This is a genomic window from Amycolatopsis sp. NPDC004079 (assembly GCF_040610415.1).
GTDB lineage: Bacteria > Actinomycetota > Actinomycetes > Mycobacteriales > Pseudonocardiaceae > Amycolatopsis > Amycolatopsis halotolerans.
In genome coordinates this window covers 52,287-69,163 of sequence record NZ_JBEXMH010000021.1, presented here as the reverse complement: position 1 = coordinate 69,163, position 16,877 = coordinate 52,287, and the positions used below count along the sequence as shown (strand labels likewise).

17 protein-coding genes are annotated in these 16,877 nt (G+C 70.4%); 8 read left to right on the top strand and 9 right to left on the bottom strand.

The annotated features are described in order from the left end of the window. Positions 1-43: 43 nt before the first annotated feature. Positions 44-4,750: a glycohydrolase toxin TNT-related protein gene (locus ABZX37_RS22485; protein ID WP_354742397.1), complete on the bottom strand. Its 4,707-nt coding sequence runs from the start codon at positions 4,748-4,750 to the stop codon at positions 44-46. 265 nt (positions 4,751-5,015) lie between these two features. On the opposite strand from ABZX37_RS22485, the gene ABZX37_RS22480 reads away from it, so the two are divergent. Continuing rightward, a complete protein-coding gene (locus tag ABZX37_RS22480; protein ID WP_354742395.1) occupies positions 5,016-5,870 on the top strand; it encodes a bifunctional methylenetetrahydrofolate dehydrogenase/methenyltetrahydrofolate cyclohydrolase in 855 nt (284 codons plus the stop codon). Continuing rightward, positions 5,870-6,181, top strand: coding sequence for a DUF3017 domain-containing protein (locus tag ABZX37_RS22475; RefSeq protein WP_354742393.1), 312 nt, complete (start codon positions 5,870-5,872; stop codon positions 6,179-6,181). Before ABZX37_RS22480 ends, ABZX37_RS22475 begins: the two co-directional genes overlap by 1 nt. Before the next feature lie 10 nt (positions 6,182-6,191). On the opposite strand, the gene ABZX37_RS22470 is transcribed toward ABZX37_RS22475, so the two are convergent. After that, positions 6,192-7,370 carry an MFS transporter gene (locus ABZX37_RS22470; RefSeq protein WP_354742391.1) on the bottom strand — a complete coding sequence of 393 codons (1,179 nt, stop codon included), beginning with the start codon at positions 7,368-7,370 and terminating at the stop codon, positions 6,192-6,194. A gap of 185 nt (positions 7,371-7,555) precedes the next feature. Next, the gene (locus ABZX37_RS22465) at positions 7,556-7,879 is read right to left on the bottom strand and encodes a metalloregulator ArsR/SmtB family transcription factor (RefSeq protein ID WP_354742389.1); all 324 of its coding nucleotides are present in this window, start codon (positions 7,877-7,879) and stop codon (positions 7,556-7,558) included. Between the two features lie 109 nt (positions 7,880-7,988). On the opposite strand from ABZX37_RS22465, the gene ABZX37_RS22460 reads away from it, so the two are divergent. After that, the gene (locus tag ABZX37_RS22460) at positions 7,989-9,179 is read left to right on the top strand and encodes an MFS transporter (RefSeq protein ID WP_354742387.1); all 1,191 of its coding nucleotides are present in this window, start codon (positions 7,989-7,991) and stop codon (positions 9,177-9,179) included. A gap of 13 nt (positions 9,180-9,192) precedes the next feature. Further along, the gene (locus ABZX37_RS22455; RefSeq protein WP_354742385.1) at positions 9,193-9,837 is read left to right on the top strand and encodes a spermidine synthase; all 645 of its coding nucleotides are present in this window, start codon (positions 9,193-9,195) and stop codon (positions 9,835-9,837) included. A gap of 1 nt (position 9,838) precedes the next feature. Here ABZX37_RS22455 and ABZX37_RS22450 read toward each other — a convergent pair whose 3' ends face one another. Both ABZX37_RS22450 and ABZX37_RS22445 read right to left on the bottom strand, forming a co-directional pair. Continuing rightward, a complete protein-coding gene (locus ABZX37_RS22450; protein WP_354742383.1) occupies positions 9,839-10,420 on the bottom strand; it encodes an HhH-GPD-type base excision DNA repair protein in 582 nt (193 codons plus the stop codon). 27 nt (positions 10,421-10,447) lie between these two features. Continuing rightward, positions 10,448-11,209: an AraC family transcriptional regulator gene (locus ABZX37_RS22445; protein WP_354742381.1), complete on the bottom strand. Its 762-nt coding sequence runs from the start codon at positions 11,207-11,209 to the stop codon at positions 10,448-10,450. A 50-nt stretch (positions 11,210-11,259) separates the two neighbouring features. Between ABZX37_RS22445 and ABZX37_RS22440 the strand changes: the two genes are divergently transcribed. Both ABZX37_RS22440 and ABZX37_RS22435 read left to right on the top strand, forming a co-directional pair. Then, a complete protein-coding gene (locus ABZX37_RS22440) occupies positions 11,260-11,673 on the top strand; it encodes a DUF2000 domain-containing protein (protein ID WP_354742379.1) in 414 nt (137 codons plus the stop codon). A 69-nt stretch (positions 11,674-11,742) separates the two neighbouring features. Next, a complete protein-coding gene (locus ABZX37_RS22435) occupies positions 11,743-12,249 on the top strand; it encodes a hypothetical protein (protein ID WP_354742377.1) in 507 nt (168 codons plus the stop codon). Here ABZX37_RS22435 and ABZX37_RS22430 read toward each other — a convergent pair. Genes ABZX37_RS22430 through ABZX37_RS22420 form a run of 3 tightly spaced genes read right to left on the bottom strand, consistent with a single transcriptional unit; the run spans position 12,246 to position 13,757 of the window. After that, positions 12,246-12,848 (bottom strand): class I SAM-dependent methyltransferase, encoded by a 603-nt coding sequence (locus tag ABZX37_RS22430; protein WP_354742375.1) that lies wholly within the window; start codon positions 12,846-12,848, stop codon positions 12,246-12,248. The two genes, ABZX37_RS22435 and ABZX37_RS22430, sit on opposite strands and share 4 nt — an antisense overlap. A 29-nt stretch (positions 12,849-12,877) precedes the next feature. Further along, on the bottom strand, positions 12,878-13,243 hold the full coding sequence (locus ABZX37_RS22425; RefSeq protein ID WP_116201667.1) for a DUF2203 domain-containing protein: 366 nt from the start codon (positions 13,241-13,243) through the stop codon (positions 12,878-12,880). Positions 13,244-13,280: 37 nt separating this feature from the next. After that, positions 13,281-13,757: a hypothetical protein gene (locus ABZX37_RS22420; RefSeq protein WP_354742373.1), complete on the bottom strand. Its 477-nt coding sequence runs from the start codon at positions 13,755-13,757 to the stop codon at positions 13,281-13,283. 229 nt (positions 13,758-13,986) lie between these two features. On the opposite strand from ABZX37_RS22420, the gene ABZX37_RS22415 reads away from it, so the two are divergent. Together ABZX37_RS22415 and ABZX37_RS22410 are read left to right on the top strand one after the other, a co-directional pair. After that, the gene (locus tag ABZX37_RS22415) at positions 13,987-15,210 is read left to right on the top strand and encodes an NADP-dependent isocitrate dehydrogenase (RefSeq protein ID WP_354742371.1); all 1,224 of its coding nucleotides are present in this window, start codon (positions 13,987-13,989) and stop codon (positions 15,208-15,210) included. 191 nt (positions 15,211-15,401) lie between these two features. Continuing rightward, positions 15,402-15,713, top strand: a complete 312-nt coding sequence (locus ABZX37_RS22410; protein WP_354742369.1) for an SH3 domain-containing protein — start codon at positions 15,402-15,404, stop codon at positions 15,711-15,713. 394 nt (positions 15,714-16,107) lie between these two features. Here the strand turns inward: ABZX37_RS22410 and ABZX37_RS22405 are convergent, their stop codons facing one another. Continuing rightward, entirely contained in the window at positions 16,108-16,839 is a 732-nt protein-coding gene (locus ABZX37_RS22405; RefSeq protein ID WP_354742367.1) for an MBL fold metallo-hydrolase, read from the bottom strand. Positions 16,840-16,877: the final 38 nt, after the last annotated feature.

Below are 16,877 nucleotides of genomic sequence, written 5' to 3'. Positions count from 1 at the left end.
GAAAAGGGGCGAAGCCCGCTGGCCCCGCCCCTTTTCCGCGTCCTCAGTCGATCGGCGGTTCGCCCGGGTCGAGTTCGATCAGGTCGCCCTCGGCGAGCAGCTCTTCGATGCTCGCCGGAAGCAGGTACGCCGACCCGCCGCCCGGCTGGTTGAACCACGGGATCGCCACCCCGGCAAGGGTTTCGAGCGGCCGCTGCACCCGGTACACGTGGTACGGCCGGTTCACCCACTCCGGCACCAGCGAACGCTCCTCGAACGGGGTGCCCGCCGCGTAGGTCAGGTTGCCGTTCGGGCCGCCGAAGCGGTCCAGTTCGCTGCCCGCGGGCAGTTCACGCAGTTCCTTGCCGCGGAACAGGGTCAGCGGCGGTTCCCCGGACAGCGGCCCGATAGGCCACTGCCCGCTGCCGCCGGAGCCGTTGGCGCGCACCGGTTCCTCGCGCCGCACCGGCGGTTCCCGCCGCGGCGGCGGGCCGACCGGAGGCGCGACCTGGGTGGGCGGCGCGCTGACCGGCGAGGCGATCTGCGTCGGCGGGGCGCTGACCGGAGGAGCCACCTGGGTCGGCGGGCTCACCGGTGCCGCGATCTGCGTCGGCGGAGCGGGCGGCGGGGTCTGCCGGGCAGGCGGTTCGTCGTCGGCCAGCAGCTGATCGGCAGGCGTGAACGCGGTCTGCTCCTGCGGCGGCACGTTCTCGCGCGGCCGGATCGGGAACGAACCCGTCGCGACCTCCGGCGACAACGTCGCGACCACCGGCGGCTTCGGCACGTCCGCGACTGGCTCGGCCTTCGCGGGGGCTTCCGGCGCGACGTACCCGTCGGGGTACAGCAGCACCTTGCCGAGCATGAACGCCGCGGCGTCCTCCGCGTCGCCGAACACCGCCGGGTTGATCAGCTCGCCGTCGTACCAGCCGACGCGCCAGCCTTCGCCCACCTGCTCGACGCTCCACCCGCGTTCGGTGGGTCCGCCGAGCCGGTACGCGGCCTCGGGCACGTTCAGCTCGTCGAGCTTCGCCTGCAGGTCGGCCAGCTCCGGTTCGGCCGGCTGCTCCCGCCGCGCGACCGGGGCCGGTTCCGCCTGCTCCCGTGCCGCGCGCCGCCCGCCGGACGGCGGGGGCACCGGCATCTCCGGCACCGGAAGCCCGCCGGGGATCTCGGACCCCGGCATGATCATCGCGGTCGGCGGACCCGAGTCGTACTCGGCCTCGCGCCGGTTGTCGTCCTCGTAACCACTGGAGTGCGTGAACAGTTCGGCACGCTGCTCGTCGTCGTCGCGGGACGGTTCGTTGCCGTGCGTGAAGAGCACCGGCTCGTCGTGCCCGGCGTCGACCGGCTCGTGGACGTCGGTCTGGTCCTCGTCGTCGTCCGGGTGCCCCGGGCCGGTGCCGTTGCGACCGGGGACGAGGTCGTGGTGGACGTCGGTGTGGTCCTCGTCGTCGTAGTGACCGTCGTGACCGTTGTCGTAGCGGTCGTACTGCGCACCGTCGAAGTCCTGCTCGAACGGCGGCTCCGCAGGACGCTCCGGCACGGTGCCGTGGCGACCCTCGGCCTCCTTCTCGCGACCCCGACCGTGCGCGGCGGCAAGCCCGGCCGCGGCCAAGCCGCCAGCCGCGGCGATCCCGGCCGCAGCCGCGCCGACGTGACTGCCGTGCTCGTCCGCCGGTTCGGCCTGGCTGCCGGTCTCCGCGCCGCGCCGACCGCCGTCCTCGGCGTTCAGCCGCACGTCTTCCCGACGGCTGTCGTCCGATTCGGCATCCGGCTGGGCCCGCCGACGGCCACCCTCCTGGCCGTTGTCCGCCGCCGCGCCGCGACGGCCCGTGTCCGGCTCGGCGGTGTGCCGGTTCGAGTCCGGTTCGTCAACGGAGCTGTCCGCGCCGATGAGCCCGTCGGCACCGATGAGGCCATTCGCGCCGACGAGCCCGTCCTCGGTACGCGGGGCAGCAGGCTGCTCGAACGCTCCGACGCCGGGGACGTTGCTCCCGTGCGCGTCGAGGTGCTCGTCGTACCCGTGGGCGTCGTCGTAGCCGGTTGCCGGGCCATCGGCGTGGTGCGCGGACTCGTCGTAACCCGCTTCGTCGTGCCCGTGCTGACCGGCGGCTTCGTCGTATCCGTGCGGCTCCGCGTACTGCTCGTGGGATGCGGCGTCCTCGTACCCGTGCTGGTCGGAGTAACCGCTCTCGTGGCCTTCGTAGCCGTGCTCGGCGTCGTATCCGCGGGCGTCCTGCGGTGCGGATTCGTCGTATTCGCCGTGGGACGCGGAGTCGCGGTAGCCGTCTTCGTGGCCGGACTCGTCGTAACCCTCGTCGTGCTGGCCGTAGCCCTCGGCGTGGTCTCGCTGGTCGTAACCTTCGCCGTGACCTTGCTGGTCGTACCCGGTGGCCTGACCGTGCTGGTCGTAGGCGGAGCCGGGGTGATCCTGCTGGCTGTAGCCGTCGGCGTCGTGGTGGCCAGGCTGGTCGTAACCGGCAGCGTCGTGGGCTCGGTCGTCGTAGCCAGCCTCGCGCGGGTCGTGGGTGCCGTTCGCGTCGCGGGGGTCGGCCTGCTCGTCAGTTCCGCGCGAGCCAGCGAACCCAGCAGCTCCCGCTGCGCCGACGACGCCCGCCGCAGCGGCTGCGCCCAGCCCGTGCGACCCGCCGGGACTGTCCGGCCCGCCCGAGACCGGGGCGGACACTCGAGTGCCCTGCGGACCACTCGACGCTCCGGGACCGTTCTGCGCGCCCGGGCCCTGCGGACCAGGCCGGTCGGAACCATGTGCGGCCGGTTCGAAGGGATCCTCCGAACCGCCACGCGCGCCGGGACCGCCGCGGTCGTCGTAGCCGGATTCATCCGCTGCGTCGGGCCTGCCGAATTCGTCGGCCGGATGGAAGCTGTCGGGGCCGTCCGGTCGGCCAGTCGCGCCGGGCCTACCGGACTCCGGGCCGCTGAACTCGTTGGCCGCGCCGAGGCCGTCGTGGCCGAAATCGTCCGGGCCGCTTGCCGCGCGGGGAGCATCGGCTGCTCCGGGCCTGCGGGAACCGGGGGCTCCGAACTCGTTCGCGGAGTCGTAGCCTTCGGGGCCGTCTGGCCGACCTGCGGTGCCGGGCCTGCGGGTGCCGGGATCGCCGAACTCGTTTGCCGAGTCGTAGCTTTCGGGGCCGTCTGGCCGACCTGCGGTGCCGGGCCTGCGGGAGCTGGGATCGCCGAACTCGTTCGCCGAGTCGTAGTTGCCGGAGCCGCCGAAGTCGTCGGCTGGGTGGAAGTCGTCGGGCCTGGCGGGATTGCGGTTGTCGAAGTCGTCGGCCGGGCCGCGCCTCTCGGGGCCCGGGCCGCCGGGCCTGCCGGAGCCGGGGCTGCCGAAGTCGTCCGCCGGGTGGAAGTTCTCGGAGCCGCCGGTCGTGCCGGGCCTGCCGGGATCGGGAGTTCCGAAGTCGTCGGCCGGGTGGAAGTTGTCGGGGCTGCTGCCCTTTCCGCCAGCCGCGCCGAGTGCGGCTGCGCCCAGACCGGCGGCGCCGAGTCCGGCCGCGGCTGCGCCGATTCCGGCTGCGCCCGGGCCGCCGGAACCAGTGCTGCCGGAGCCGGGGCCGTCAGCACCGGGGCCGCCGGAGCCAGGACCGTGGGAATCGAATCCGCCGCCGGGGCCAGCGGGACCGCCAACGCCGTTCGGTCCGCCCGGTGCACCTGCACCGCCGGGGCCGCCAGCGTTAGCCGCACCACCGAGGCCACCAGGAGCTCCAGCGCCGCCAGGCCCGCCCGGTCCGCCAGCACCAGGTCCACCGGCCCCGGATCCGCCAGGACCGCCAGCGCCGGGCCCACCGGAGCCAGGACCGCCCGGCCCACCGGCCCCCGGTCCGCCAGCGCCCGGTCCGCCAGCGCCCGGTCCGCCAGGCCCACCAACAGGACCACCCGGCGCGCCAGCGCCAGGAGCAGGCCGCTGCTGAGGGGTCTGGTTCCCGCGAGTCAGATAAGCCGCCGCACCCTGCAGGGTCAGCTCATCGACCTGCGGAAGCTGGAACCCGTTGGCCCGGATGTGCTCGATCAGGTCCGCTTCCGGCGAGACGCCGTACGTGCGGAGGTAGAAGTTCACCGCGGCCGGCCAGATCCAGTGGCCGTCGCTGTGGAAGGCGACCGGCACGGTCGCTTCGGGAGTCTGGGCGAGCCGGTCGATGTCGTAGCCGCGGTCCTGGACCACGAGCGGCGCGTGGTCCAGGTAGTCCAGCAGCCGGTCTTGCTCGTCGACGTCCAGGTCAGGACGGTTGATGACGGGGCGGCCGGCCGGGCCGATGGTGTCGAAGATCCGCGCGATGCGGAAGTGCGGGCCGGGCTGTTCCGGGCCGAGGCCGGACATCCGGCGGATCAGCCACTCGGGCACGTTCTCCTCGGTGCGCGGGAACATCCGCAGCTCGTCGGAGTACGCCTGGGGCGGCGGGGCGAGGTGCCAGCCGGGCTCGTCGCGGTTGTACTCGAGGTTGTAGCTGGAGGGGTGGTCCAGCTGGTACCGCGCGTTGAACCAGGTGCCCCGGCCGTCGCGGTACATGCCCGCGCGGAGTCTGCCGAAGAGGGTCGCGATGTCGTGCGTCGCGATCCATTCCTGGGCGGAGCCGTCTTCGAGCACGATCTCGCCGGTCAGCTCGTGGTACCTGCCGACGGCTCGGTACTCCGCGGAGACTTTGCGCCAGTCGCGCGGGGCGGCGCGCAGCAGGGCCAGTCCGATCTGCTTGACCAGAGTGTCCTGCTCCGTCGCGTTCAGCTGCGTCGTCGGTTGTGCCACAGAGAACATTTTGACTGTTCGCGCGCGCGAACGCACCCCGCATAGGGCATTTGCCACCCTAGGGCCGGTGGACGTGCCCGCTGACCTCGACGGACGCGATATGGCACGGGTCACACGCCAGGGTGGGTGATGCAGTGGAGCCTCTCCAGCTTAAGACGCCGCACGGCTGATTCGACGGAAGACGCGCGGGCCGATCGGGTGGTGTCATGGGCACACAGAGTGCAGAGCCCACTCCTGACCGGCAGCCCGCGGCGGCTCTGCGACAATGGCCGCCGTGACGGCGAAGATTCTCGACGGCAAGGCCACGAAGAACGCCATTTTCGCAGAGCTGCGCCCGCGAGTGGCCGCGCTCGCGGAGCAGGGGATCATCCCTGGGCTGGGCACGGTGCTGGTCGGCGACGACCCCGGTTCCCACTCCTACGTGAAGATGAAGCACGCGGACAGCGCGAAGATCGGCGTCAACTCGATCCGCCGCGACCTGCCCGCGGACATCTCGCAGGAGAAGCTCGAAGCCGTCATCGACGAGCTGAACGCCGACCCGGCCTGCCACGGCTACCTCGTCCAGCTGCCGCTGCCGAAGCACCTCGACGCGAACCGCGTCCTGGAGCGCATCGATCCGGAGAAGGACGCCGACGGCCTCGCGCCGATCAGCCTCGGCCGGCTCGTGCTCGGCGAAGCGGGCGCGCTGCCGTGCACCCCGTACGGAATCATCGAGCTGCTCAAGCGGCACGGCGTCGAGCTGAACGGCGCGCAGGTCACTGTGGTCGGCCGCGGCATCACCGTCGGTCGCACGCTTGGCCTGCTGCTCACCCGCCGCAGCGAGAACTCCACTGTCACGCTTTGCCACACCGGCACCCGTGACCTCGCCGCCGAGGTGCGCCGCGCGGACATCGTGATCGCCGCGGCGGGCGTGCCCGGGATCATCAAGCCGGACATGGTCAAACCCGGCGCGGCGGTGCTGGACGTCGGCGTTTCGCATGTGGACGGCAAGCTCACCGGCGACGTCGACCCGGCGGTCGCCGAGGTGGCCGGCTGGATCTCGCCGAACCCCGGCGGCGTCGGCCCGATGACGCGGGCGATGCTGGTCACCAACGTCGTCGAGGCCGCGGAACGCGCGGCCGCCCGCTGATGGCGATGACCGGTCAACGGCAGCGCGGCGATCGTCCCTGGCTCGTCCACGTGCCGTTCGCGATGATCATGCTGCTGCTGGCCGTGGCCGTGGTGCGGGCCTTTCAGTACCACTGGCGCGAGGGCGCGGTGCTGGTCGCCGTCGCGTTGTTCGTCGGCGGTGCGCTGCGCGCGGTGCTGCCGGAGGAGCGCGCCGGGCTGCTGGCGATTCGCGGCAAGGTCGTCGACATCCTCACCTACGGCGCGTTGTGCGCCGCGGTGCTCTACATCTCGCTGACGATCGTCGGCGGCCCGTTCGACGCCTCGTCCTGACGGGACTCGGTCAGGACGCGAGCGCGAGTTCCTTCTGGACCCGCGCCTCGCGCCGGTCCAGCAATCCGGACACCGCGGCGATCGACACCCCGAGCACGGCCAGCAGCGCGCCGACCCAGTTCGGGGCCAGCAGGCCGAGGCCGCCCGCGATGACCAGGCCGCCGAGGTACGCGCCGATCGAGTTGGCGATGTTGAACGCCGACTGGACGGCGGCCGAAACCAGCGACGGCGTGCCGCCCGCCTTCTCCATGATCCGCGCCTGCATCATCGGGCCGATCATGAAGCCCGCGACGCCCACGAAGAAGATCGTGATCGCCGCGCCGACCTTGCCCTGCGCGGTCACGGTGAAGATCGCGAGCACGGTGGCCAGCGAGAGCAGCGCGACGTACAGGCTCGGCATCAGCTTCTTGTCCGCGAGCCGTCCGCCAAGGTAGTTGCCGATCGTCATGCCGACGCCGGCGAGCGAGAGCAGCACCGTGACGTTGGCGGGCGAGTATCCGGCGACGTCGGTCAGCATCGGCGCGATGTAGGACATGCAGGCGAACACGCCGCCGAGGCCGAACATCACGATCGCCAGCGCCAGCCACACCTGCGGACGGCGGAACGCGCCGAGTTCGCCGCGGATCGACGGGTCGGCCGGGCGGCCCTGGTGCGGCACCAGTTTCGCGATGGCGGCGATGGCGAGCAGGCCGATCACCGCGACGACGCCGAACGTCGCGCGCCAGCCGACCTGCTGGCCGAGCAGCGTGCCGAGCGGGACGCCGATGACGTTCGCCAGCGTCAGGCCCATGAACATCATCGACACGGCCTTCGCGCGCTGGCCCGGCTGCGCGAGGCTGGACGCGACGACCGCGCCCGCCCCGAAGAACGCGCCGTGCGGCAGCCCGGCGAGGAACCGGAACGCGATGCCGAAGTCCTGGTTCGGCGAGAGCGCGAACAGCGCGTTGCCGACCGTGAACAGGCCCATCATCGCCAGCAGCATGGTTTTGCGCGGCAGCCGGACGGCCAATGCGGTGAGCAGCGGAGCGCCGATCACCACGCCGAGCGCGTAGGCGGAGATGAAGTAGCCCGCGGACGGGATGTCGATGTGGAAGTCCGCGGCGGTCAGGGGCAGCACACCCATCATCACGAACTCGGTGGTACCGATGCCGAAGGCACCGACGGCGAGCGCGAGCAACGCGACGGGCACGGCTCTCCCTTCCTGGAGAAATCGTTTTCTCAGCGCCTGGGTCACAGGCTTCTGAAGCGCTTTAGAACGAGGGCAAAAAACTAGACAGCACCGACGTCGTCGTGCTGTCTCGCTCTAGTTGAACCGATGGAGGGCGGCCTTGTCATCCCGGTATTCGGGTGAGGCCCGCCACGTAGCGCGACCGCTCAGCGCGGCGCGGCCAGCACGCCGTCGAGCAGGCCGGGGAACAGCACGTCGAGATCGTTGCGGCGCAAGGAGTTGTACCGGGTGGTGCCTTCCTGGCGGCCGACGATCACCCCGGCCTGGCGCAGCGTCGCGAGGTGATGGGTGAGTGTGGACTTGGTCACCGGCACCTCGAAACCGCTGCACGAGATCTCCGTTTCGGAGTTCGCCAGCTGCCGGACCATTGCCAGGCGGACCGGGTCGGCCAGTGCGCGGAGCACCGCTTCGACGGTGATCTCGTCGCGGTCCGGATAGGCGAGCGGCGGGAGCGGCACGGAAGCGGGCATGCGTCCATAGTACGACGGCTGTCGAAATTGTCGGTGCGGCCGTGTACGGTCGGCATCGAACTACGACGTTCATCGAACTATCCGTTCAGGTCTCATTGGGGGGACATTCATGTCCAGCGTCTCGTCCTCGGCGGCGGCCCGGAACTCGGTGCTCGCGTTCGGGGCCTTCGGCGTCGGCACCAGCGGCTACATCGTGGCCGGGCTGCTGCCGGCGCTGACCTCCGAGCTGCACATCTCCGCGACGGCCGCGGCGCAGCTCGTCACCTCGTTCGCCATCGCGTACGCGGTGGGCTCGCCGTTGTTCGCCGCGGCCACCGGCCGGTGGGAACGGCGGACGCTGCTGGTCGCCGCGCTCGCGGTGGCCGCGGTCGGGAACATCTTCGCGGCCGTCGCGCCGGGGTACACCACATTGCTGATCGCGCGGGTCGTCACGGCGATCGGGGCCGCCGTCTACACCCCGGCCGCCACCGCCGTCGCCGCGGAATTGACCACGCCGGACCGTCGCGGCCGAGCCGTTTCGCTGGTGTTCGGGGGGCTCACCATCGCGCTGATCTTCGGTGTTCCGCTGGGCAGCGTGATCTCCCAGCAGTTCGGTTACGAGGGCGCGTTCCTGTTCGTCGGCATTCTCTCGGCACTCGGCGCGCTCGGGGTGCGGGTCGCGTTGCCGAAGGTCGCGCCGCCGCCCGCGGTCAGGCTCGCCGAGCGGTTCGCGGTCGCCCGGGACAAGCGGATCGTCGCGCTGCTCGTCACCACCACGCTCGCCTGCCTCGCCGCGTTCATGGTCTACACGCTGGTGTCGCCGGTTCTGGCCGCCACGGCTGGGGTTTCCGGCGGGACGGTCACGGTGCTGCTGTTCTGCTACGGCATCGGCGGCGCGATCGGCAACTTCGCCGGCGGCCGCGCGGCCGACCGGTGGGGTCCGCGCAAGCCGCTGCTGATCATCCTCGCCGGGTTCACCGCCGTGATGGTGCTGCTGCCGTTCACCGCGACGACAGTCGTCGGGGCCGGGATCACGTTGTTCGTGTGGGGCTTGGCGAACTGGTCGTTCAGCCCGCCGGTGCAGCATCGGCTCATCGAGCTGTCGCCGGGGCACGCCGGTCTCGCGCTGTCGCTCAACGCGTCGGCGATCTACCTGGGCGTCGGCCTGTCCGGTGTCGTCGGCGGTGCGGTGCTGACCTCGGCCGGGGCGACTGTCCTGCCGGAGATCGCCGCGGTCCTCGCCGCCGCGGCCGCGCTGGTGGTCGTGTTCTTCTGGGGCACGAGGAAGCGGGTTGAGGTCCGCGAGGAGGTCGCGGTCTGAGAAGCTGCCGGGCGTGGCGGAGGTACTGGAGACCGTGCCCGGGCACGGCGGAGAACTGGTGCTGCGGCGCGACGGCGCCGAGTTCGAGGTGATCGAAAACGGGATGTTCCTGATGGACACCCGAAACGGCGAGTCGGAGCGGCTGCTCGTGACCGGAGCGGCCGACCGGCTCGCCTCCGGCGCGCGGGTGGTGATCGGCGGACTCGGCGTCGGGTTTTCTTTGCGCGCCGCGCTGGACCATTCCGCGGTCGGCTCCGTGGTTGTGGTGGAACGCGAACCGGCGGTGATCGCCTGGAACCGCACCGGCCCGCTGCGCGAGGTCCACGGCGGGGCATTGGACGATCCGAGGGTGACCGTGGTCGAGGCGGATCTGCTGGAGTGGCTGCGGACGACCGGCGAGACGTTCGACGCGCTGTGCCTGGACATCGACAACGGTCCAGAGTGGACGGTCACCGAGGGGAATGCGTCGCTGTACTCGGCTTCCGGTCTGGAACGGTTGTCTCAGCTGCTGCGTCCGGGTGGGGTGCTGGCGGTGTGGAGCGCGGGCGCGGCGCCGGGGTTCACGGCTCGGCTGCGGGAGCGGTTCGCCGAGGTGGACGTGGTGGAGATTCCGGTGCCGCGCGGGGAACCGGACGTGGTCTGGTTCGCGCGGGGCTGAGTCAATTCGCCTTGGCGGCGGCCTTCGCGGCCTTCTTGAACGCGCGCACCTCACCGAGCGTCTTGGCGTCCGTCACGTCCGCAATAGACCGACGAGATCCGCGATCTCCGTACGCGCCCGCGGCTTCACGCCAGCCTTTCGGGGCCACTCCGCGTTGTTTGCCCAGCAGCGCCAGGAAGATTTTCGCCTTCTGCTCGCCGAAACCGGGCAGTGCCTTGAGGCGCTTGAGCACCTCTTCGCCGTCCGGCTTGGGGCGGCCGTCGAGCCAGATGCCTTCGGTGCGGCCGTCGTAGTTCTCGATGATGTGCAGCGCCAGCGCGTGCACGCGGCGGGCCATCGAGCCGCCGTAGCGGTGGATCGCGGGCGGGACCACGCACATCTCGACGAAGGTGTCGACGTCCGTCGCGGCGATCTTGGCGAGGTCGAAGCCGGCCATCCGGTCGGCGATCTTCCGCGGGCCCGCGAAGGCGTGCTCCATCGGGTACTGCTGGTCCAGGAGCATCCCGGTGAGCAGGGCGAACGGGTCGTCGTTGAGCAGCTTGTCGGCCGCCGGGTCGCCGGTCAGGTGCAGTTCGCGCAGCATGGGGCCATCTTCGCACAAACCGCCCGGTCAGCCGCGTGCGAAGCGGGCCGGGGTGGTGCCGAGGTAGCGGCGGAAGTGGCGGGTCAGGTGTGCCTGGTCGGTGAAGCCCGCGGTCGTGGCGACGGCTGCGGGTGGGGTGCCGTCGAGCAGGAGCCTTCGGGCGTGGTCGACGCGGCGGCCGGTGACGTACCGGTGCGGTGGCAGTCCGAAGCGGCGGCCGAAGGCGCGGACCAGGTGGACGGGGTGTGCGCCCAGCACCTCGGACGCGTCGGCCAGCGTCAGCGAATCCGGTAGGCGTTCGTCGAGGAGGTCGCGCAGGTCGTCGGCCAGGCTGCGGTCGGGCTGCGTAATGGTCGGGCGGCCGAGGTGCAGCCGGAGCCGCTGGGCGACCAGGGCGAGGCGGCTTTCGGCTTCCAGCGGTTCGGCGAGCGACTGGTGCAGCTGGTGGATTCTGGTGCGCAGCAACGGATCCGGCAGGCTCGGCTGATCGACGGCGGCTCCGATCAGGTCGTCGCCGAGCACGTCGGCGTCGAGGTAAAGCACGCGTTTGCGGAAGCCCTGGCTCGTGGCGGCGCGGCCGTCGTGCGCGACGTTCGGCGGCAGCAGCGTGACGGCCGTGCCGAGTGCGCCGTGGTGGTGCCGGTCGAGGTCGTAGCTGATCGCGCCGTCGTCGACGATCAGCAGCGTCCAGGTGTCGTGCGTGTGCGCGGGGTAGGCGTGATCGGTGAACCGGGCGTGGAACGCCTCGGCGATTCCGGGCACCGAAGGACGCCAGGCCGACACCGTCATGTTCAAAACGTACAAGACCCGCACGCGGCGCCGGGCCGATGCTGTCCCGCATGAACCGATTCGACACGAAGATCGCTGTGCTGCTGCGGGACGATCTGGCCTCGTGGCAACGGCTGAACGTCACGGCGTTCCTGGTGAGCGGCGTGGCCCACACGACGCCCGAACTGATCGGCGAGCCCTACCTCGACGCCGACGACACCGAGTACCTGCCGATGTTCCGCCAGCCGGTACTCGTGTTCGCGGGCACCGCCGAGACGCTCGCGCTGGCGCACAGCCGGGCGCTCACGCGGGGTCTGCGGTTCTCGATCTTCACCGACGAGCTGTTCCAGACCGGCAATGACGTCGACAATCGCGCCGCGGTGCGAGCGGTGCCGACGGAGAAGCTGGCGTTGGCCGGGATGGCCGTGCACGGGCCGAAGAACGCGGTGGACAAGATCCTCAAGGGCGCTCAGCTGCACGGCTGAACGGAGTATTTTTCGCCGCAGCGCAGGGAATCCTGCCAAGATCGCAAGCGACCCTAGGGGAGGGAAATCATGCGAAGAATCTTGGCGGTCGTCGCTGCGGCGGGCATCGCGTGCGGGACGGCATCGGTCGCGCACGCCGACCCGGTCGGCTTCAGCTACACCTCGGATGCTGGCGCTTACCCGTTCGAGGGCAGTGCTTTGTGGACTGCTGGCGAGGTCACGGCGTGGGAGTACGGCGACGCGGTGAAGGTGAACGCCGAGACTCCAGACGGCTGGGACTGGGCACGCCTCGAACTCAGCGCTCCTGCCGGACAACAGTTGCACGAGGGCACCTACTCGGGTGCCAGCGTCCGAGAACCGAGTTCGCCGCAGGCCGCGACGCCGAGCTTCATCGCGTTTCGCGGGACCCGCGCAGACCCCGGAGGTGCCTGCGCGGCCCCTGGCGCGACCGCCGACTTCACCGTTTCCCGCCTGGCCCGCGCGGCCGACGGAGCGGTGACCGACCTCGACGTCACCTTCGTCCTGCACTGCTCCGCCGCTGCTGCTACTCGCGGCGAAGCGCACTTCCACCGTTAAGCCTCCGCGAAAACCGCGAAAACCTGCCGTACCCGGTCACCCTGATCAAGCGTCACGTGCTGTGCCGTCGCTGAGCTGAATCCGGCGTCGGTGGCCAGCGCGGCGGCTTCGTCGAGGGTGCCGGGGACGCGCAGGTCCCGCGGGAAGACGTCGGCGAACTTGCCGGTCGGCTTGAAGCGTTCCGACGACACCATGCTGAACGCCAGCTTGCCGCCGGGACGCAGCACGCGCCGCCAGTCGGCCAGTGCGCGCGGTCCGAGGAAGTGCAGTGCCGAAGCGCAGACGACCGCGTCGGCCTCGCCGTCGCCGATCGGCAGCGGGACCGCGGAGCCGACGTGCCAGGAGATCCGGCCGTCCGGGTCGCGGTCGGCGGCCTTGCCCCGGGCGATCTCGATCATCGCGGGGGAGAGGTCGATGGCGAACACGGCGGTCGGTTCCAGCTGCCGGAGCGCCGCGTAGGCAGCCGCGCCGGTGCCTGCCGCGACGTCGATCAGCAGGGTGGGCTTGGGGGCCAGGCCGCCGATCAGCCGCTCGGCCACATACGGGTGGAAGGTGTCCTCGTCGTATCCCGCCGCGTCGGCGTCGAAAAGTGTGCTCACCTAGCCACCGTAGTGGGCTTGACCAGTGATTATCCGGGCAATCGGCGACGGCCGGCGAAACCGAGGTCGGCCCGGTGGTACCAGGTCAGCTCCCGGTCGCCCTCGAGCCAGCACAACAGCACGTCGTCGCCGTCGAGCGAGGCCGGGAAGTCCACCAGCAGCGGGGCGAACCCCTTCAGCTCGGCCCCGGTCGCCTGGATCGCGGTCATCAGGTCGTCCAGCCGGGCCTGCGCGGCCTTCCACTCCGGCAGGCCGCCGAGGCTGGTGTCCCGCCCGCCCGGACGCAGGGACGCGGCGAGCTCGGCGGCGTCGGCACGGACCCGGATCAGTTCGGCGAGAACGGGAAGCAGCCGGGCGAGTTCGGTGCGGGCCTCGGCTACGGTGAACAATCCCATCTGCAAATAGTCTCACCGGGCCCGCGCCGTCTTGCCGCTACCTGCGTCGCCGCCCGAATGTCGCGGCCAGGCCCGCGCCGACCAGCAGGAATCCCGCACCGAGCAGCGCGCCGGACACCAGCCAGCCGCCGAATCCGGCCGCCAGCTCGTCGCCCGGCAGCAGGCGCAGCAGGTCGATGCCAGTCCGCGGCGACACCAGCGTGGCGACCCCGGGCAGCACGCCCCAGACCACCCCGCCGACGACCGGCCCGGCCGACGACCACGCACCGAGCAGGGCCACCCCGACGAGCAGCAGCGCGCCGATCACCATCAGCGTCGTGCCGAGGCCGTCGCCGTGTTCGCCGAAGGTCGCGGAGACCCGCGTCTGCTGGCGGTAGCCGCCGAAGGCCAGCACGCCGATCGCGATCGGCGTGAGCACGAGGCCGCACAGTCCGCTCAGCACGCGCGCGACGGCGCGGCTGGCGGGCTGGCTGACCATCGCCGGTTGGGCGGGGTAGGGCGCGGGGTACGACATGGTGTGGCCTCCCAGGCTGTGGTTACGCGATGGGATGCTCGCCGGGCCCGTCCGGTTCCCCTCGGCCGGGCGCCCGGATCGTGCCCGGTCGGAGAGCCGCGTCAAGGGTGGTAGAGACTTGATTCCGACCACTTCTGGAACCATCCAGCTCTGTTAAGCAGTACGCTTGTACCGCTATCGGAGAGCGAAGAAGCGAACGCGAAGATCCGCGGAAGGAGCACCGCTGCTCATGGCCAAGATCAAGGTCCAGGGCACCGTTGTCGAACTCGACGGCGACGAGATGACCCGCATCATTTGGCAGTTCATCAAGGACAAGCTGATCCACCCGTACCTGGACGTCAACCTGGACTACTACGACCTGGGCATCGAGGAGCGGGACCGCACCGACGACCAGATCACGGTCGACGCCGCCAACGCCATCAAGCAGCACGGCGTCGGCGTCAAGTGCGCCACGATCACGCCCGACGAGGCGCGCGTGGAGGAGTTCGGCCTCAAGAAGATGTGGGTGTCCCCGAACGGGACCATCCGCAACATCCTCGGCGGCGTGATCTTCCGCGAGCCGATCGTCATGCGGAACGTGCCGCGTCTGGTACCCGGCTGGACCAAGCCGATCATCATCGGCCGGCACGCACACGGCGACCAGTACAAGGCCACCAACTTCAAGGTTCCCGGCCCGGGCACCCTGACGATGACCTACACCCCCGAAGACGGCTCCGAGCCGATGGAGTTCCAGGTCGCGAACTTCCCCGAAGGCGGCGGCGTCGCGATGGGGATGTACAACTACCGCAAGTCGATCGAGGACTTCGCGCGCGCGTCGCTGCAGTACGGCCTCGACCGCGAGTACCCGGTCTACCTGTCGACCAAGAACACGATCCTCAAGGCCTACGACGGCATGTTCAAGGACGTGTTCCAGGACATCTTCGAGGCCGAGTTCAAGGCCGACTTCGACGCCAAGGGCATCACCTACGAGCACCGGCTGATCGACGACATGGTCGCCGCGTCGCTCAAGTGGGAGGGCGGCTACGTCTGGGCGTGCAAGAACTACGACGGCGACGTCCAGTCCGACACCGTCGCGCAGGGCTTCGGTTCGCTCGGCCTGATGACCTCGGTGCTGCGCACGCCGGACGGCAAGACGGTCGAGGCCGAGGCCGCGCACGGCACGGTCACCCGGCACTACCGCCAGCACCAGCAGGGCAAGCCGACCTCCACGAACCCGATCGCCTCGATCTACGCGTGGACCCGGGGCCTCGAGCACCGCGGCAAGCTGGACGGCAACTCGGAGCTCATCGGCTTCGCGAACAAGCTGGAGCAGGTCGTCATCGACACCGTCGAAGGCGGCAAGATGACCAAGGACCTCGCGCTGCTGGTCGGCAAGGACCAGGAATGGCAGACGACCGAGGACTTCCTCGCGACGCTGGACGAGAACCTGGCCAAGAAGATCGCGCAGGGCTGATCTTTCTTTAGCCGTTAAGGAGAAGGGCACCTCGGAGGAGTCTTCCGAGGTGCCCTTCTCTTGTGTGTCACTCTTCGTGTTGTGTCGGTGACAGGATTGGCACCTCCGGGTGGAATGGGGTCGGGAACCTGTCCGGGCACGGCCGGACTGCCTACTCTGGACGAGGGGTTTTTCGCGACTGAGGAGCGGCCGTGATTCTGGGTTTGCCCAAGAAGACACTGATTATTATCGGCGTCATCGCTGCGGTCGTGGTCATCTACGCGTTCGGCCAGAAAGGCCAGGCGGACGCGCAGGGATCCCCGACCGGCTGCAAGGTCTCGGTGACCGCCGACGTGCTCAACGCGCGGGAAACCGCCGCGGGTAACGGGAAAGTCATCGGGAAGTACTTGCGCGGCGCGGAATTCGACGCACAACCCGTGGTGCAGAACGGGTTCCGGAAGATCGCTGACGGCAAGTGGGTCGCGGACGGCTTCGTGACGCCGGTTCCTGGGGCCAAGTGCTGAGTCCGTTTCGGGCTGGTGCCTGGTTGCGGCGCTGATCGTCCTCTGTGCGGACCCAGGTCCGCGCGGACTGCTTGCGGTGCTTGGGTTCGTGTGGTTGCTGGGTTCGATGCGTCGCGTGGTTCGCCTGGGATCGAGCGATTGGTGAGCCCGGTTCCGGGCGTGTCCGGTGTGGTGTCTCGGCTCCGGTGATTGTTCGTCTCATGTGGTGGGACGGCTTCCGTTGTCCACCCGGGATTGCCGCCGATCGGCTGAGCCGATGCCCCCGTGCGGCTCGGAACTTTCGCGATTGCCGGATGCCTTTACGGCACCTGCTGCGGTTCGGTTTGCTCTTTGAACTGCTCGGTACCGCCGCGAAACGTGCGGTGGCCGATCGCGATTTTTATCCGGCGCGCGATTATGCGCGATTCAGCATGAGTCCTTCTTCCGCGGCGAGCACTTCCCCGGAGAACTCGGCGCGGGCTTCGGCCACCGAAACCGCTCGGTCGGAACCCGGCCAGAAATGCGTGAGCAGCAGCGTTCGGACATTCGCCGCGGTGGCGAGCCAGCCTGCTTCCGCGGCGGTCATCAGGTAGCGGGGGCCGTCCGGCGGCGCGCCTTGCAGGGTGGCTTCGCAGATGAGGACGTCGGCGTCGCGGGCCAGATCGGTCAGTTGCGGAGCGGGGCCGGTGTCGCCTGTGTAGGCGAGGGTATAGCCGGATGTGGTGAGGCGGATTCCGTAATTCGGCACGTGGTGCGGCAGGAGCGCGGTCGTGAGCCGGAACGGGCCGAGATCGGTCTCGGGGCCGAGGTCGTGGAGGTCGAAGTTCTCGTCGGGGGCCGGGCTGGGCTCCATCGCGGCGAGCCGGCGCACGGTGCCGGGAGTGCAGTGCATCGGGAGCTTGCGGTCGGTCGTGTAGTGGCGGGCCCGGCCGAGCGCGCTGACGTCCGCGAGGTGGTCGGGATGCTCGTGCGTCACGACGATCGCGTCGAGCCGGTCGGCGGGGACGTGCTGGAAGAGCTGTGCGGCGGCGCCGTAGCCGAGGTCGAGTGCGACGTGGAAATCCTCGTGGGACAGCAGGAATCCGGCGCAGGCGCGGCCGGGTTCCGGCCAGGCGCCACAGCTGCCGAGGACAGTCAGTCGGGGCATGGCGGTCATTCTGGACCTTGCCGGACCTGCCGTGCGCG

Excerpts from the sequence above, each read along its gene's own strand:
- ABZX37_RS22485 (WP_354742397.1), bottom strand. The coding sequence starts at position 4,750 with ATGTTCTCTGTGGCACAACCGACGACGCAGCTGAACGCGACGGAGCAG.
- ABZX37_RS22475 (WP_354742393.1), top strand. The coding sequence starts at position 5,870 with ATGGCGATGACCGGTCAACGGCAGCGCGGCGATCGTCCCTGGCTCGTC.
- ABZX37_RS22465 (WP_354742389.1), bottom strand. The coding sequence starts at position 7,879 with ATGCCCGCTTCCGTGCCGCTCCCGCCGCTCGCCTATCCGGACCGCGAC.
- ABZX37_RS22460 (WP_354742387.1), top strand. The coding sequence starts at position 7,989 with ATGTCCAGCGTCTCGTCCTCGGCGGCGGCCCGGAACTCGGTGCTCGCG.
- ABZX37_RS22450 (WP_354742383.1), bottom strand. The coding sequence starts at position 10,420 with ATGCTGCGCGAACTGCACCTGACCGGCGACCCGGCGGCCGACAAGCTG.
- ABZX37_RS22445 (WP_354742381.1), bottom strand. The coding sequence starts at position 11,209 with ATGACGGTGTCGGCCTGGCGTCCTTCGGTGCCCGGAATCGCCGAGGCG.
- ABZX37_RS22440 (WP_354742379.1), top strand. The coding sequence starts at position 11,260 with ATGAACCGATTCGACACGAAGATCGCTGTGCTGCTGCGGGACGATCTG.
- ABZX37_RS22435 (WP_354742377.1), top strand. The coding sequence starts at position 11,743 with ATGCGAAGAATCTTGGCGGTCGTCGCTGCGGCGGGCATCGCGTGCGGG.
- ABZX37_RS22425 (WP_116201667.1), bottom strand. The coding sequence starts at position 13,243 with ATGGGATTGTTCACCGTAGCCGAGGCCCGCACCGAACTCGCCCGGCTG.
- ABZX37_RS22420 (WP_354742373.1), bottom strand. The coding sequence starts at position 13,757 with ATGTCGTACCCCGCGCCCTACCCCGCCCAACCGGCGATGGTCAGCCAG.
- ABZX37_RS22415 (WP_354742371.1), top strand. The coding sequence starts at position 13,987 with ATGGCCAAGATCAAGGTCCAGGGCACCGTTGTCGAACTCGACGGCGAC.
- ABZX37_RS22405 (WP_354742367.1), bottom strand. The coding sequence starts at position 16,839 with ATGCCCCGACTGACTGTCCTCGGCAGCTGTGGCGCCTGGCCGGAACCC.